The 14,658-nt window shown below is 57.8% G+C and carries 10 protein-coding genes and 4 pseudogenes; 6 read left to right on the forward strand and 8 right to left on the reverse strand.

Annotated elements, in window-relative coordinates; translation table 11 throughout:
• Positions 1-213: 213 nt before the first annotated feature.
• Positions 214-1,155 (reverse strand): polyphosphate kinase 2 family protein, encoded by a 942-nt coding sequence (locus FHT76_RS36425; protein WP_246712782.1) that lies wholly within the window; start codon positions 1,153-1,155, stop codon positions 214-216.
• 483 nt (positions 1,156-1,638) lie between these two features.
• A complete protein-coding gene (gene speB / locus FHT76_RS36430) occupies positions 1,639-2,685 on the reverse strand; it encodes an agmatinase (RefSeq protein WP_183758401.1) in 1,047 nt (348 codons plus the stop codon).
• Between the two features lie 206 nt (positions 2,686-2,891).
• Here speB (FHT76_RS36430) and speB (FHT76_RS36435) point away from each other — a divergent pair, with 206 nt between their 5' ends.
• On the forward strand, positions 2,892-3,863 hold the full coding sequence (gene speB / locus FHT76_RS36435; protein ID WP_183758403.1) for an agmatinase: 972 nt from the start codon (positions 2,892-2,894) through the stop codon (positions 3,861-3,863).
• Between the two features lie 57 nt (positions 3,864-3,920).
• Here the strand turns inward: speB (FHT76_RS36435) and FHT76_RS36440 are convergent, their stop codons facing one another.
• The 5 genes and pseudogenes from FHT76_RS36440 to FHT76_RS36460 form a co-directional block, all read right to left on the reverse strand.
• Complete coding sequence (locus FHT76_RS36440) at positions 3,921-5,273, reverse strand: LLM class flavin-dependent oxidoreductase (protein ID WP_259186469.1); 1,353 nt, start codon at positions 5,271-5,273, stop codon at positions 3,921-3,923.
• Positions 5,274-5,366: 93 nt separating this feature from the next.
• A pseudogene (locus tag FHT76_RS36445) lies at positions 5,367-5,507 on the reverse strand (LysR family transcriptional regulator); the annotation flags it as partial.
• Between the two features lie 421 nt (positions 5,508-5,928).
• Positions 5,929-6,954 (reverse strand): annotated as a pseudogene (locus FHT76_RS36450) (IS110 family transposase).
• Positions 6,955-7,045: 91 nt separating this feature from the next.
• Positions 7,046-7,141: pseudogene (locus tag FHT76_RS36455) on the reverse strand (LysR family transcriptional regulator); the annotation flags it as partial.
• Positions 7,142-7,147: 6 nt separating this feature from the next.
• The gene (locus FHT76_RS36460; RefSeq protein ID WP_183864728.1) at positions 7,148-7,882 is read right to left on the reverse strand and encodes a UTRA domain-containing protein; all 735 of its coding nucleotides are present in this window, start codon (positions 7,880-7,882) and stop codon (positions 7,148-7,150) included.
• 224 nt (positions 7,883-8,106) lie between these two features.
• On the opposite strand from FHT76_RS36460, the gene FHT76_RS36465 reads away from it, so the two are divergent.
• The 5 genes and pseudogenes from FHT76_RS36465 (at position 8,107) to zwf (ending at position 12,922) form a co-directional block, all read left to right on the forward strand.
• A complete protein-coding gene (locus FHT76_RS36465; protein ID WP_183864705.1) occupies positions 8,107-8,934 on the forward strand; it encodes a transporter substrate-binding domain-containing protein in 828 nt (275 codons plus the stop codon).
• Positions 8,935-9,023: 89 nt separating this feature from the next.
• Complete coding sequence (locus tag FHT76_RS36470) at positions 9,024-9,665, forward strand: amino acid ABC transporter permease (protein WP_183758409.1); 642 nt, start codon at positions 9,024-9,026, stop codon at positions 9,663-9,665.
• Entirely contained in the window at positions 9,662-10,330 is a 669-nt protein-coding gene (locus FHT76_RS36475; RefSeq protein ID WP_183758411.1) for an amino acid ABC transporter permease, read from the forward strand. Before FHT76_RS36470 ends, FHT76_RS36475 begins: the two co-directional genes overlap by 4 nt.
• Entirely contained in the window at positions 10,327-11,118 is a 792-nt protein-coding gene (locus FHT76_RS36480; RefSeq protein ID WP_183758413.1) for an amino acid ABC transporter ATP-binding protein, read from the forward strand. Before FHT76_RS36475 ends, FHT76_RS36480 begins: the two co-directional genes overlap by 4 nt.
• 335 nt (positions 11,119-11,453) lie before the next feature.
• Positions 11,454-12,922, forward strand: a pseudogene (zwf, locus tag FHT76_RS36485) (glucose-6-phosphate dehydrogenase).
• 485 nt (positions 12,923-13,407) lie between these two features.
• On the opposite strand, the gene FHT76_RS36490 reads toward zwf, so the two are convergent.
• A complete protein-coding gene (locus FHT76_RS36490; protein ID WP_259186470.1) occupies positions 13,408-14,616 on the reverse strand; it encodes an MFS transporter in 1,209 nt (402 codons plus the stop codon).
• Between the last annotated feature and the right edge of the window lie 42 nt (positions 14,617-14,658).

Below are 14,658 nucleotides of genomic sequence, written 5' to 3' on the forward strand. Positions count from 1 at the left end.
CTTCCAGTCAATCTCATACTCTTCAAGATAACTGTGCACCGCAGCACCAACCGTGGGGTAAAAACACTGCCTCCCTGACGACGGCGTTCATTGCATTGTAGGCGCCGTGATCGTCGCCTCCGCTATCACCACGACGCGGGGCTTTCGCGCGAACGCGTTCCAGCGCGCTACACTCGGAGGGACGTTGCCTTGAGCGGATTGCGGACCTTGGCTCTACTCGTCCTCCTCATCGAGAAGCTGTCTTCTAATCTGCATCAGCTCATTTTTTCGTGCTTTGCTAACCTCCGGCATCCGAAGATCTAGCCTCTCGAAAGCTGCCGAGATCACCTCCGATACTGCTAATCGCGCGAACCATTTGTTGTCGGCGGGAATGACGAACCAAGGAGCCCACTCGGTGCTGGTATTCTCCAGCATATCCTCGAATGCCGTTTGGTAGCTGTCCCAGTATTTTCGCTCTGCATAATCCGCCGGTGAAAACTTCCAGTTCTTTTCTGGCTCCTCTATCCGCGCCAGGAAGCGTTTTTTCTGCTCGTTCTTGGACACATTAAGAAAGAACTTCAAAACGATTGTGCCGTTTTGCCGGAGGTATTTTTCGAAATTATTTATCTCCTTGAAGCGCTTCTGAAAGATATCTGCTTTGTGAGCGCTCGGCGGGAGCTTCTGCTTTTCAAGCAGTTCCGGATGAACTCTGACAACCAAAACGTCCTCGTAATATGATCGGTTGAAGATACCGATCATGCCGCGACCAGGCACCGCTTTTGATGCACGCCAAAGGTAGCCATAATCCAGATCTTCCGCTGACGGCGCCTTGAAGCTGGTAACCTGGCAGCCCTGCGGATTGATTCCGGACATCACATGGCGAATCGCGCCATCCTTACCTGCCGCATCCATAGCCTGAAAGATGATCAACAGAGCGTAGTTATCCTGAGCATAGAGGATTTCCTGCATCGCGGACAGTCGCTCGACGTTTGCCGCCACCTTCTCGAGCGCCCCCTCTTTGTCATCATAGCCGCCGGTGAAATCCGGATCGAAATCCTTCTTTAGCGAAACGGCCTTTCCAGGCTCCACTGCTATGTCCCGGAAGCGAAAGCGTACACGGCCACTGTCGCCGACGGGGATCTCACGTTTCTTATCGAAGTCCAGATCAAGTTTCATCTCATGCTCCTCCATGACATGTCCTGTTTGGGATAAGCGCGGCCTTGTGTCTCCTGACTATGAATCCTTGTATGCCGACCCCGTGATGGGACGTCCAAATATGATCGCTGCTCCCTGCCTAGAGCTGTATCAACCCAATCCACAGCGGTAACAATAAAAATACCGCAATATAGCCCATGCCGCGCGAATGGCGTGAGATGAGTAAGCACCCCGGAGCCCCCGACACGAACCAGCTGAAACATCCGATTCTGTCGTCTGCGCGATCCCCGTACCCCTCGGCTGGTCGGCAGCCAGGGCGGCGCTGTCTTTCGGTCGCTCCGTCGCGGAGGGCTACAATGTCGTTGGATACGAGGCTTTTGGGTTCGAGGGTGCTGGCGGTGGCATGGCGGCTTTAGAGTAAGAGTGCGGGCCGTGTTTCCGTGACGGGTTGAGGGCTGGAGAAAGGTCTCCGGCGTCCGTCAGTGAAGCCTGAAGCCGACGCACCTAGCCCGATGATGCTGCTGGGCTGAATACCAGTAGACTAAAAATCTCGAAAAGAACCTGGGCGGCAGCGTGCGCCGTATTCGTCGTGCTGTCGTATTGCGGCGCTACCTCCACGACATCGGCGCCAACGAGATTCAGGCCCTTTAGTCCGCGCAATAGCTCCAAGGCCTCGCGGCTGGTGAGGCCACCGATTTCGGGCGTTCCTGTGCCAGGGGCAAAGGCAGGGTCGAGGCTATCGATATCGAAGGAGAGGTAGGCAGGGCCGTCACCGACGACTTGGCGGGCTTTCTCCACGATCGCCGGAATGCCCATCGCTGAGATTTTCTCGGCATGAATGACAGTCATGCCGGACTCGTAGGAGAACTCCCAGAGGTATTCGGCGGACCCACGGATGCCGATCTGAATAGTTCTAGTAGGATCGAGGACGCCATCTAGCACTGCGTTGCGCATCGGGCCACCATGGTGGAACTTCGTTTGGTCGAACGGACCCCCGGTGTCACAATGGGCGTCGATATGGATGAGGCCGACTGGTTCACTAGCGCCGACGGCCTTGAGGATCGGATGAGTGATCGAATGGTCGCCGCCGACGGAAACCGGAATGACACCTGACGCGATGACCTTGCCGATCATTGCCTCGATATCTTGATGGCATTGTTCCAGCCGGTAGCGGCTCTGGAATGGCACGTCGCCAATATCGGCGATGCGCAAGTCGTAAGCTGGGGCGCATTCCAGGACGTGATTATAAGGGCCGATACGCTCGACGGCGCGAACGGCCCTGGGCCCGAATCGCGAGCCAGGGCGGTTTGTGACCCCGAGGTCCATCGGCATGCCGATCGCGACCACCTGCAGGTCCCCAAAGTCGGGGGCAGCGAAATCTACCTCCCTGTAGGGAAGTGTTGCGAAGGTCGAGATCCCCGAATAAGGAGCCGCCCGTGTGCCGCCCTTGAAGATCTTATCCGCTACCCTTAGAAAGCGCGGATCGAAGAACTCGGTACTATCGGCAAACTTCCGGCGCAGATCTTCGAGATGCTTTTTCAACTCAACCATCGTTTGTCCCCTTCTTGCGCGTCCTGCTTCATAGGTTTGAAGCGCGTCGCGACCGATGACAACTTCTTTTGCTGTCGTCGGGGTTGAATCCACATCCGCTATCTCGACGTGCCGGGATTCCTGATCGCGCATTGGAAGAATTTGGGCTTGCGTGAGAAGCGGCGGGCTCGCAGATTGCGGCATCATCATGAGCAAAGGATTGGACGATGACCGGCAGTTTCTTTCAACCAGTTTCCGCTGCCGAGGTTCCGCGCTTTGCCGGGCATTCAACTTTCATGCGTCTGCCCGCCGTGCAGACGGCGACTGGACTTGATATCGCGCTTGTCGGCATTCCCTGGGACGGCGGAACGACGAATAGGGCGGGCGCTAGGCATGGGCCGCGGGAGGTTCGCAATCAGTCGAGCCTGATGCGGCGTGTACACCATGTTTCGGGCACCGAGCCATTCAGCATCGCGAATATTGCTGACGTCGGCGATCTTTCCGTCAACCCGATCGATCTTGTCGACGGCCTCGATCGTATAAAAAAGGGAATGGATACGATTGTCGCTGCCGGTGCCATTCCGCTGTCGGTCGGAGGCGACCATTTGACAACTCTGCCCGTACTCCGCGCCATTGTCAAAGATAGGCCGATCGGACTGGTTCATTTCGACGCACATTCAGATACCAACGATCGCTATTTTGGTGATAATCCCTACACGCACGGAACGCCATTCCGTCGAGCGATCGAAGAGGGCCTACTCGACCCGAAACGGATCGTCCAAATTGGAATTCGCGGCTCGATTTACGATCCGGGCGAGCACGACTGGGCGAGAGAGCAGGGCATCCGGATCATCTATATGGAAGAGTTTGTTGACCGCGGAGCGAAGGACGTGATGCGGGAGGCGCGAGATATTGCAGGGGGGCTGCCGACCTACGTTAGCTTTGACATCGACAGCATTGATCCATCGATGGCACCCGGAACCGGAACGCCGGAAGCAGGCGGCTTCACGACCCGCGAGGCGCAGCAAATGATCCGTCTGCTTTCAGATGTACAGATCGTGGGCGCCGACGTCGTGGAAGTCTCGCCGCCATTTGACCTTGCCGGCATGACGGCGCTTGCGGGCGCCACAATGATGTTCGAACTTCTCTGTGTAATTGCCAGACAGGTCGCGGATCGGCGCAACGGCGCAAGCGCCTGATCGCATGGCCTTCGTCAAGGGTGGATGAAGGCCTCGCCTGATAGCGGTCGTCTGCTCTTAGCGAGCGGCTCGTGCCTTCGCAAAGCGGTTTTCCGGCATGGAAAGTCCGAGGTTTTCCCGCAGCGTTTTGCCCTCATATTCTTCGCGGAAGAGGCCGCGGCTCCGCAATATCGGCAGCACAAGCTTGACGAAATCGTCGAGGCTCGACGGCAGTGTCGGGAACATTAAAATGAAGCCATCCGCTGCACGGGTCTCGAACCACTCTTCCATGAAGTCGGCAATCTGTGCCGGTGTGCCAGTAATGCCGTTGCCGGTATGCTTCTCAGCGTAGTGACGCACCAACTCGCCAACCGTCCGGCCACTCTTCACGAATTCGGTAAGCTCTTCGAACAGCGCGCGCGATCCCTTGGGTTCCGTTGGCAATCGATCCAACGGGAACGGCCTGTCAAACGGGACACCGCGCAAGTCGGCCTCCAGGAACTCGGAAAGCATCAAGCGACCGACCTCGGGGTGCATCTTGTCGATGAGGTAGTTGACCTTGGCCTGGGCCTCGGCTTCCGTTTCGCCGACATTCAGGACAACGCCCGGCATAATCTTTAGATCATCAGGATTGCGTCCGTAGGCCGGCATACGTTGCTTGACGTTTGTGTAGAATGCACGGTTTCGCTCAATGTTCGAGGCGAGGCTAAAGACGATCTCGGCTGTACGCGCTGCCATGTCCATGCCAGCTTCCGAGCCGCCGGCCTGCGCAATGACCGGCCGGCCTTGTGGCGATCGGGCGATGTTCAGCGGTCCGCGGACCTGGAAGTGCTTGCCCTTGTGATTGAGCGTGTGGTGCTTTGTCTTGTCGTAGTAGACGCCGCTCTCGCGATCGAGCAGCAACGCTCCTTCCTCGAAGCTGTCCCAGAGACCCAAGACGACGTCCACGAACTCGTTGCCACGCTCATAACGCAGTGCATGTGGGTCAAGCCCCTCGCGGTTGAAATTGTAGCCCGTCTCGTCGTGGTCTGAAGTGACGACATTCCAGCACGCTCGCCCGTGGCTCAGATGGTCGATTGAGGCAAACAGTCGGGCGACGTTGTAGGGCTCGTAATAGCTGGTTGATACCGTGGCGACGAGGCCAAGCTTCTCTGTTGTCACCGACAGGGCGGACAGCAGCGACAAAGGCTCGAAACGGTTCATCTTGGTCGGAATGCGCGAGAGAGCATCGGGGTCGCCGACAGCAGCGGCAGGCGAGTCTGCCATGAACATGAAATCGAGCTTTGCTGCTTCCGACCGTCTGGCGACATCGAGCAGATGACTGAAATCGTTGGCGCCGTGAACATCGCTTGCCGGATGCAGCCATGAGGCCGGATGGAAGCCGAACGTGTAGACGAAGGTGCCCAGTTTCATCCTGTCAGAACGCGCCATGCCATTCTCCCGCGAGCTCATCTGTGATTGCTCAAGGTAACTCTACGCGACCTTTTTCATCAATATCGCAAGGCCTACTTCCGCTTTAGTTTTTTAAAGGGTCGTAGGTGCGGAGATTTGCGCCTGCCGCCGCGATATCGCAATAAGCCAATCGCGAAACTCCGAACCGTAAGGCTTTTGCAGTGCGCAACAGTCCCACGCGAGGAAGTAGCACTCGAGCAACGGCATCCTGAGATATCTCGCGGTGATAGGGACGGCCCCACTGCGTCACCTCCACTGTCTGTCCGCTCCGCTCCACAAGGGTGATGCCAAGAAAGCCCTCTACTTTGCGTATCTGCTGGTGATGGCGCCCGGAGCACGTTCAGTTCCATATGTGGACGGCTCCCACTTGCAAGTGATTTTTTGCAGATTTTTTGATCGGATCGCTTGCTTCCATATGTGCGGCCTTTGTGTGTGGTCGCACATGACCACTGGCCAAGATGGCTTCCGCAACGCATGTTCCTAACACGGCAACGGCCTTGATTGGCCATTGGAACTGACGGATTGTCACGCGTCTTGGATCGATCGATCGCACCATCTGCTCATCTCTTGCAAGTTCACTGCATCAGCTCAACACGGTCGCGATCTTTTCCCACGCACCGTGATGGCCAATCTCCTAAATTGCCTGCGTTTGTCGCTCTGTTCGCCGATACGTCTCGCCGCTTACCATGAGCTTCCAGGCGACACGGGCAATCTTGTTGGCCAGCGCCACCGCAACCAGCTTCGGTTTTTTCCGTTGGAGGAGTTCGATGAGCCATCGGGAAGCATGTTTGCTTCGACCTGCTCTGACGTGCTGAAGAAGAGCGGTCGCGCCGACCACCAATATGCTTCGTAGCATTTCATCGCCAGCACGTGTAATCACCCCCAATCTGACCTTGCCTGCGGTCGAATGGTCTTTGGGCGTGAGTCCTATCCAAGCGGCAAAATCGCGACCCGACTTGAACGTTCGGGGATCTGGGGTCTTCATCATCAAAAGCGATGCGCCGACCGACCCAACACCCGGAATTTCGGCCAGGCGCCTGCTGCATTCATCGGAGCGATGCAACGCGGTCAGTTTTTCCTCGACGACTTTCGTTTCGGCAAGCAAGTCTCGATACTCAACGCCATGCATGGCAAAAAGCTCGCGGGCCAATTCAGGCAGGGATTGTTCGGCCGCGATCCGCTCCAGCAACGGTTCGATGCGGCACATGCCGGTGGCTGCGACGATGCCGAACTCCATGGCAAACCCGCGTATGGCATTGGCGGGCTGCGTTCGATTACGAATGAGTCTCTCTCGCAAACCGACCAGCATCAAAGCCGCCTGCTGGTCGGCGGTCTTCACCGGCACGAAGCGCATGGTGGGTCGGCTCATCGCCTCACACAAAGCCTCCGCGTCCGCCGCGTCGTTCTTGCCGCGTTTGACATAGGGCTTCGCCAGTTGAGGCGCTATCAATTTTACATCGTGGCCGAAGGAACCTAACAACCTCGCCCAATGATGAGAGCCACCGCAAGCTTCGAGTGCGACGGTGGTCGGTGGTGCCTTCTCGAAGAATTACACCATCTCCCTACGCGAAAGCTTCTTGCGAAGGACTGGTCGCTCGACTGCATTCACCCCATGCAATTGGAAAACGCTCTTTGACGTATCAATGCCAATTCTGATAATCTTTTCCGCGGACGGTCTCCCTCGATTGAGCTTTCAACGAACTCATTCTGGCACATTGCGATGCCGTTGGGAGCCGTCCACCCCAACACGGCACGGCAGCCCCCATCACGCTCCCGCAGCGCCCGACCGCTTCGAATGCTTGCAGACCTTTTAGCGGAATTCCACGGAATATCTGTTTTTCGCTCAATGTACCCTACCCAGTGGGGCTGTCGACATGACGAGGGTTTTTGGCTGGATGAAAGATTCCGGCAAATTGAAAGCGATCGCCGGGATGCGTGATTTCGACGTACGTCACCAGGCGATCATTCTGCCAGGTCTGACGAATGAGGTTCAAGCAGGGTTCGCCGCGATCGATTTCAAGAATGCGCGCCGTCGCAGCATCGGCCGGGACCGCCCGTATCACATGCTTTGCCTTAGACCATGGCACTTGGGAGAGGAGCCATTCTGCCGGAGGCGCAGCAGCAAAACTCTCGATTCTGGCGAGCGGCACCGTATCCAGCAGAATGATGCGACGCTCGACTGCCGTGGGCTTCCCATCAACGATATGCAGACATTGGATTCTGAGAACCTCGGCTCCCGATGTGCTGTCCAACTGTGCAGCCTCGACCGAGTCCAGGGTCTCGATCCTTCGCGCTAGGATCTTGTAGCGGTGCTCATAGCCTGCCAAGCTCGCCTCGGTCCCGATATCTTGGATATCCATGACCGTACGGTCGATCTGCGGCGAGGCGACGAATGATCCTGTTTTTCGCTTGCGGACGACAAGTCCACGGTCGACGAGCGCGGCCAGCGCTTTGCTCACCGTCATCCGCGAACAGCCGTAGTCATCGACAAGATCATGCTCTCTTGGGATCCGATGGCCCGGACGCCAATCCCCAGCCAGGATCTTCGCCTCGATATCGTTGAATATCCTAAGATAAATTGGCTCCAACACGCGACCTCATCACGCCGCCGGCAAACGATGCAAACGCCAAATTCGCGCCCACAAGCCGCCGGTCGGCATAAAAATTGCGTTCGTCGACTTTGACGTTGACACTCTAGGCTAGCGCATATCTATTTGTATAGTCAAAAGTGGATCAAAGAAGTCCGCATACGGAACTGAAATCGGGAACTCGAACGCATCCTGGGGGTGCGGAAACTGGAGAGATAGCAATCATGATCGCACGTTCACTGCTAAAGGGCCTCGTCGGCGCTGCCTTTTTGGTTGGGGCGACCCTGTCGGCGCAAGCCGCCGATACGCTCGCTGCCGTCAAGGCAGCCGGCACGCTGAAGGTCGGCACTGAAACCGCCTTTGCGCCGTTTGATTTTATCGATGCCGGCGAACATGCCGGCCTGAACGTTGATCTTTTTACCGAGATCGGCAAGGAGCTGGGTGTCAAGATTGAGTGGGTCGCGCTTCCTTGGGATGGCGTTTTCCCGGCCCTCGAAGCGGGCAAGTTCGACGTCGTGGCCGGTCCCGCAACGATCACTAAAAAGCGCATGGAGCGTTACCGCTTCACGCCGCCGATTGCCGAAGCGACCATCGCGATTCTGAAGAAGGCAGGCGACACGACCATCAGCAAGCCGGATGATATTGCCGGTAAGACGATTGGCGTCGGAAAGGCCACCTCGCAGCTCGATCAGCTGAAGGAATTCTCGGCAACGCTGTCTTCCAAGGTGGATGTTCGCGAATATCCGGCTTTCACTGAATCCTATGCGGATCTCGCAGCCGGCCGTATTGCCGGTGTCGCCAATTCGCTCCCGAACATCGCCTTCGTCGCCAAGCAGCGCGAGGGAACGTTTGAAGTCGTGTTGCCGCCTTTTGGTAAGAAGTCCTACTTCGGCTTCATTGGCCTCAAGGATGCTGATCATGCGACGCTGATGGACGCTATCGATGGGGCACTGCTGAAGATCAAGGCTGATGGTCGTATGGCAGAGCTGCAGAAGAAGTGGTTTGGTGCGACGTTCGATACGCCCGATGCAGTAAAAGACCCAGCATTCTAATAGCGGGCCGATCGTTGATTGCGTCGCACGAGCGCGCAATCAACGACGCCATCGTGCCTTCATGACAGCCAGGCGGGCAAAAGCCGGACATGTCCATCAAACTCTTTGAACTGCTTCTCTACGCGTCGATCTATACAGTGCTGATAAGCGTCGTCTCCATCTTGATTGGCTTCGCCATAGCGATCGTTCTTTCCGGCATGCTGCTGTCGAAGAAGGCCCTGTTCGTCGTTCCTGCACAAATCTTCATCAGCTTCTTCCGCGGTGTGCCGCTGCTTGTGCAATTGCTGCTGATCTACAACATGTTGCCTGCGATCGGACTGAACGTGCCGAGCATCGTTGCTGCGATCGTAGGTCTGTCGCTTTGCACGGCGGCCTACCAGGCGGAAAACATGCGCGGCGGATTCGCCAGCGTCCCGATCGGTCTCGTGGAATCCGCTGAAATGGTGGGACTGACGCCGGGTCAGATCTTCCGGCGCATCAAGGCACCTATCGCACTGAGGCTGACCTTTCCGGCGCTCGTCAACGAGGCAATCCTCATCCTCAAGGCGTCGTCGCTCGTTTCCGTCGTTGGCGTCATCGAACTGACCCGCATGGCGCAGGATCTCGCCGGCAGCACCTTCCTGCCGCTGCAGATATTTGCGGCCGCGGGCCTTATTTATCTCGTCATCAACTGGATCGTGGCGCTTGCTGGTGATCTTATCGAGCGCTCTCTTCCGGGAGTGCCGCGATGACGTTCGACATTAACGTCATCCTTGACCAGTTGCCGGCGATCACAAGTGGCGCCGGCGTCACGATTCTGATCTGGATCGTCGGGACGATCGCTGCCACAATCGTCGGATTTTTCGTCGCTGTCGGTCGGCAGTTCGGTGGCGCGATGCTCAACAAGGCGCTTGGCCTGATCATTGCCGTACTGCGCGGTACCCCGTTCCTTATCCAGATCTTCCTCGTCTATTATGGCGGTCCGTTCATTGGCCTGTCACTCGATCCTCTGCCAGCGGGTCTGATTGGCATCTCGATTTACGGCGCCGCCTACTACAGCGAGATCTTTCGATCAGGTTTCCTTGCCGTTCCCAAAGGTCATATCGAGGCGGGCCAGTGCGTGGGCTTAACCCAGGGGCAGATCATCCGGCGCATCCTGTTGCCCGAGATGACCATGCTCGTGCTGCCTCCGTCGTTAAACATGGCAGTCCTTCTGATGAAAGAAACGGCCGTTCTTTCGATTATCACCGTTCCAGAGCTGACGGCGACGCTGAGTGCGATTGGCGCACAGCAGTATGCCTTCGTCGAAGCTCTATCGGCGCTCGCACTCTTCTATTGGGTGCTCGTTGAGATCACCGGTCGACTTGGCCGTCTCGTAGAAACGAAACTCACCAGATTCAGGTTTTTCAACGCATGAGCCTCCCCGCGATCGCAGTCAAAAATCTCGTCAAGAAGTTTGGGGATACGACAGTCCTCCAGAATGTCGACCTCCAGATCCCGCACGGCCAGGTCTCCTGCCTGATCGGCCCCTCAGGCTCTGGCAAGAGCACGCTCCTTCGCTGCATGGCCTTTCTTGAAGAAGCAACGTCTGGAACCATCACAATCAATGGCGAGGTTCTCGGTTTCACCGAAAGTGCCACGGGGATACGGGAGCGCGTTCCACCTGCTGCCAACCGTGCAATTCGCGCTCAGATCGGCATGGTCTTTCAGCAGTTCAATCTCTGGCCACACATGACAGCGCTAGGAAACGTGAGCGAGGCGCTGAAGACCGTTCACAAGATGAGCCGTAAGGATGCTGAGGAGCGCGCCATGGCGCAGCTTGTGAAGGTCGGGCTTGAAAGCCGGGCGGGTCACTATCCATCGCAGCTTTCCGGTGGACAGCAACAGCGGGTGGCGATCGCCCGGGCGCTCGCCCTCAAGCCGAAGATCATGCTTTTCGACGAGCCGACGTCATCCCTGGACCCAGAGTTGACCGGCGAAGTGCTGAACGTCATGCGCGATCTCGCCGCCGAAGGCATGACAATGGTCGTCGTGTCGCACGAAATCGGCTTTGCGGCCACCGTCGGGCAACAGATCGCATTCCTCGACCATGGAAGAATCGTCTTTACGGGCCCTCCACAAGAGGTCTTCAGAAAGCCCAGAAATGCACGTCTTGAGCAGTTCCTCGACACCTATCTCGATCGTGGAGCGTCCATGTTGCTGTGAGGAGAGCGGTACCATCCGCCGCCATGGGAGAGGTCCTCATGCCGTGACAGGTTCTAGATCGACGACGGCCAAAAGTGGGCTGGTAAGAAAACGACGAAATCGGGTTTTACAGCTTCTGCGCGAGATCGGCGTCCTGTGCCGAGGCGGTGAATACTGGCTCGGGGCGGCCGCACTCGGCCCTTGATTGACATTGAAATCCATGTCCTTATCCAACCTCAGATCGGACGAGGATTTGCCGTGATGGCTTCGGGACGAGGCCAGCTGCTTCGCGACAGCAAGGCGTTGGTGCCGTCGCGGTCTCGTACCACGCGCTGGGTGCAATTGAAGATACTGGGATGGATATTTTGCGCAAGAATTCCACACGGGTCGGCCCCGGCTATCCGCAAGTTGTCGTGCTCGTCGGTGCGACGGGTGATCTCTCCCGGCGTAAATTGCTGCCCGGGTTGTTCCACCTTATCAAAGCTGGCTTCATCCCGGGCTGCCGGATCGTCGGCGTGTCGCTTGACGATATCGATGTCGATGGATTTCGAACCATTGCCCGCGAGTCGCTGGATAAGTTCTTGACCCGCAAGTTTACACAGGCCGAATGGGAGACTTTCGCAGCATCACTTGATTACGCACCGATCGGCGCTGGTGCCGGTGCGCTGAGGGAAGCGGTAAATAGGGCCGAGGAGGCAATGGGGCCGGAAACGCGGCGCGTGCATTACCTGTCGGTGCCGCCGAAAGCAGCGCTCCCGGCCGTGCAGCTTCTCGCCGAGGCTGGGCTGGTGGAGCGTTCCCGTATCATCATGGAAAAGCCGTTCGGAACGGACCTTGCCAGCGCTGTGGAACTAAACACCAAGCTGCACGAGGTGTTCGACGAGAAGCAGATCTTCCGTATTGACCACTTCCTCGGAAAGGAGCCGGCGCAAAACATCCTGGCCTTCCGCTTTGCCAACGGCCTGTTCGAGCCGATCTGGAACCGCAATTTCATCGACCATGTGCAGATCGATGTGCCGGAGACGTTAGGTCTTTCCACCCGCGCGGCATTCTACGAGACCACTGGCGCCTATCGCGACATGGTGGTGACCCACCTCTTTCAGATTCTAGCCTTCATGGCGATGGAGCCGCCTACAGCCCTCGAACCTGCGCCGATCTCCGAGGAGAAGAACAAGGTATTCCGCTCCATGCTGCCGATCGAGCCGCGCGACGTGGTGCGCGGCCAATATATTGGCTATCGCAACGAGCCGGGGGTCGATCCCGAGAGCGACACCGATACGTTCATCGCTCTCAAATGCGCAATCGACAATTGGCGCTGGGCCGGGGTGCCGTTCTTTTTGCGTACTGGCAAGCGTCTGGCTGAAGGGCAGCGCATCATCTCGATTGCCTTCCGCGAGCCCCCAAATCGATGTTCCCCGCAGGTTCCGGCGTCGGCGCGCAGGGGCCGGATCACCTCACCTTCGACCTCGCCGACGCCTCTAAGGTCTCTCTTTCCTTCTACGGCAAGCGACCCGGACCTGGTTTCCGGCTCGACAAGCTCTCCCTGCAATTCGCCATGAGTGAAACAGGCCTGATCGGCGAAGTTCTGGAGGCATACGAGCGCCTGATCCTCGACGCTATGCGCGGCGACCACACGTTGTTTAATACCGCCGAGGGTATCGAACGGCTCTGGGAGGTCTCGCAGCCGCTACTGGACAATCCGCCGCCGGTGCGCCTTTACGATCAGGGCGGCTGGGGGCCGAAATCGATCCACCAGCTTATCGCACCGCATGCCTGGCGGCTGCCTTTCGAGCGGGCCTGGCGGGATTCGTCAAAGGTCGACTGATGCGCCTAGCCGCTATCAATAGCAATGCGAAACGCCGAATTGACAAGTCTCAGTCAGCCCTCAACCAATCCGCCCGTAACCTCATCGCAATGTCGCTTGGCGCGAAGACTTCATCTTCGCTCGCGATCGTAGCTCGCCGGGACCACAGCGGAGGCCAAACTTGAGCCTACCCTTCCGGGACCGCTTGAACCCGAGTTCAAGGACAAGCATCCAATACTCTTTCATTCCTGCTGCCCCACAACCGGCCTCGCAAACTTCGACGACACGACCAATGGGAGCCTTACAGACGGCCGGTCTTACCTCGGCTCTCATGTTCGATTCGGCCCAGCTATACCGCCTGGGCCGAGGATGATCGCCGGCGGCGCCCATATCCAGAACGCCACTCGGACCGGCCTGCAACGCCCACCCAGCGCCTATCGATGCACAGGGTGGTGACACAGCATCTTCAGTCCGATTGCTTTTGCATCCCAACCCAGACGCAAAGATCAGCTGCGAGGCTGAACCATCGCCAGGGCCACCGTCGATGCAGCTAGGACAGCGGTAAGGGTCAAGGGCCCAATAGCACCGTAGTGGTCGACAATGTAGCCGCCGAAAACCGCGCCGATGCTGATGGCGACCTGAAACGAGACGACCATCAGGCTCCCGGCCGCCTCCAAAGCGTCGGGTGCCCCGCGGGAAAGGTTGGTCGGTAGAACTACCGGCGCCATGCCGAAGGCGAAGCCCCAAAGCGCAACAAGGGTGTACGCAACACTGATATGAGCGCCCCACAACACCAAAGCGCATGCAGCAAACGCCATCAGCGCTGCCGTGACAGCAAGGGCCAGGCCGATACTGGCGTCTGCCATTCGGCCACCGGCGACATTGCCGATCACGGAGGCGACGCCGAATCCTAGCAGTGCCAGGGCGATCGATCGGGTTTCAAGGAGCGTCACTTGTTCAAGGAAGGGGCGCACGTAAACCGAGCCGGCAAAATGGCCGGTCATCAGCAAGAGGATAGCAAGCATTCCCAGTTGAATGCCACGCCGCCGTGTCAGCCGGAAAACATCGGCGAGACTGTTGCTCGTACTTGCAGGCAATGTTGGCAAAGTAAGTACCTGCAGCAGCATTGCAAGCGCGGCAAGCCCCGCTGTCATGGCCATGGCGCTGCGCCATCCCAGCCAGTCGCTGATCAAAGCACCTAGCGATGGTGCAGCGATTGTGGCGAGCGAGACGCCGAGAGTGACGATAGCCATGCCCCGGCCCGTCGCATTGGGGCCAACCAGCCTCGCCACGACGGCAACTGAAAGCGCCCAGAAACCGCTAAGCGCTACGCCCAACCCGGCACGGCCCAACAACAATAGCCAAAAGTCGGTCGCTAACGCTGCAAGGATATTGGATCCGATCGCCAATGCACTGAGACCGACCAGCACCGTCTTGCGGTTCAATCTGCCGATGAGAACATTGCTTAACAGGGCGGTGACAGCACCGACAGAAGCGGTAGCGGTGACGACCTGTCCGGCTGTCCCCTCGGTAATCCCGAGATCGTGCGCCATCGGCGTCAACAGGCCGGCCGGCAGGAACTCGGCCGATACGAGTGCAAAGCTAGTGGCCGCCATCGAAAGAACGGCAGCCCAGGTCGCCGCGTTCCACGTGGATGGCTCGGGGAAATCGACGCCAATTGCTGCCCCATCAAGCTGCGATGTTGTGTCCGTCATACATGTATCTCCTTAGTTAGGAGATGTCATAGACGACCTTCT

This window comes from Rhizobium sp. BK176 (assembly GCF_024808055.1).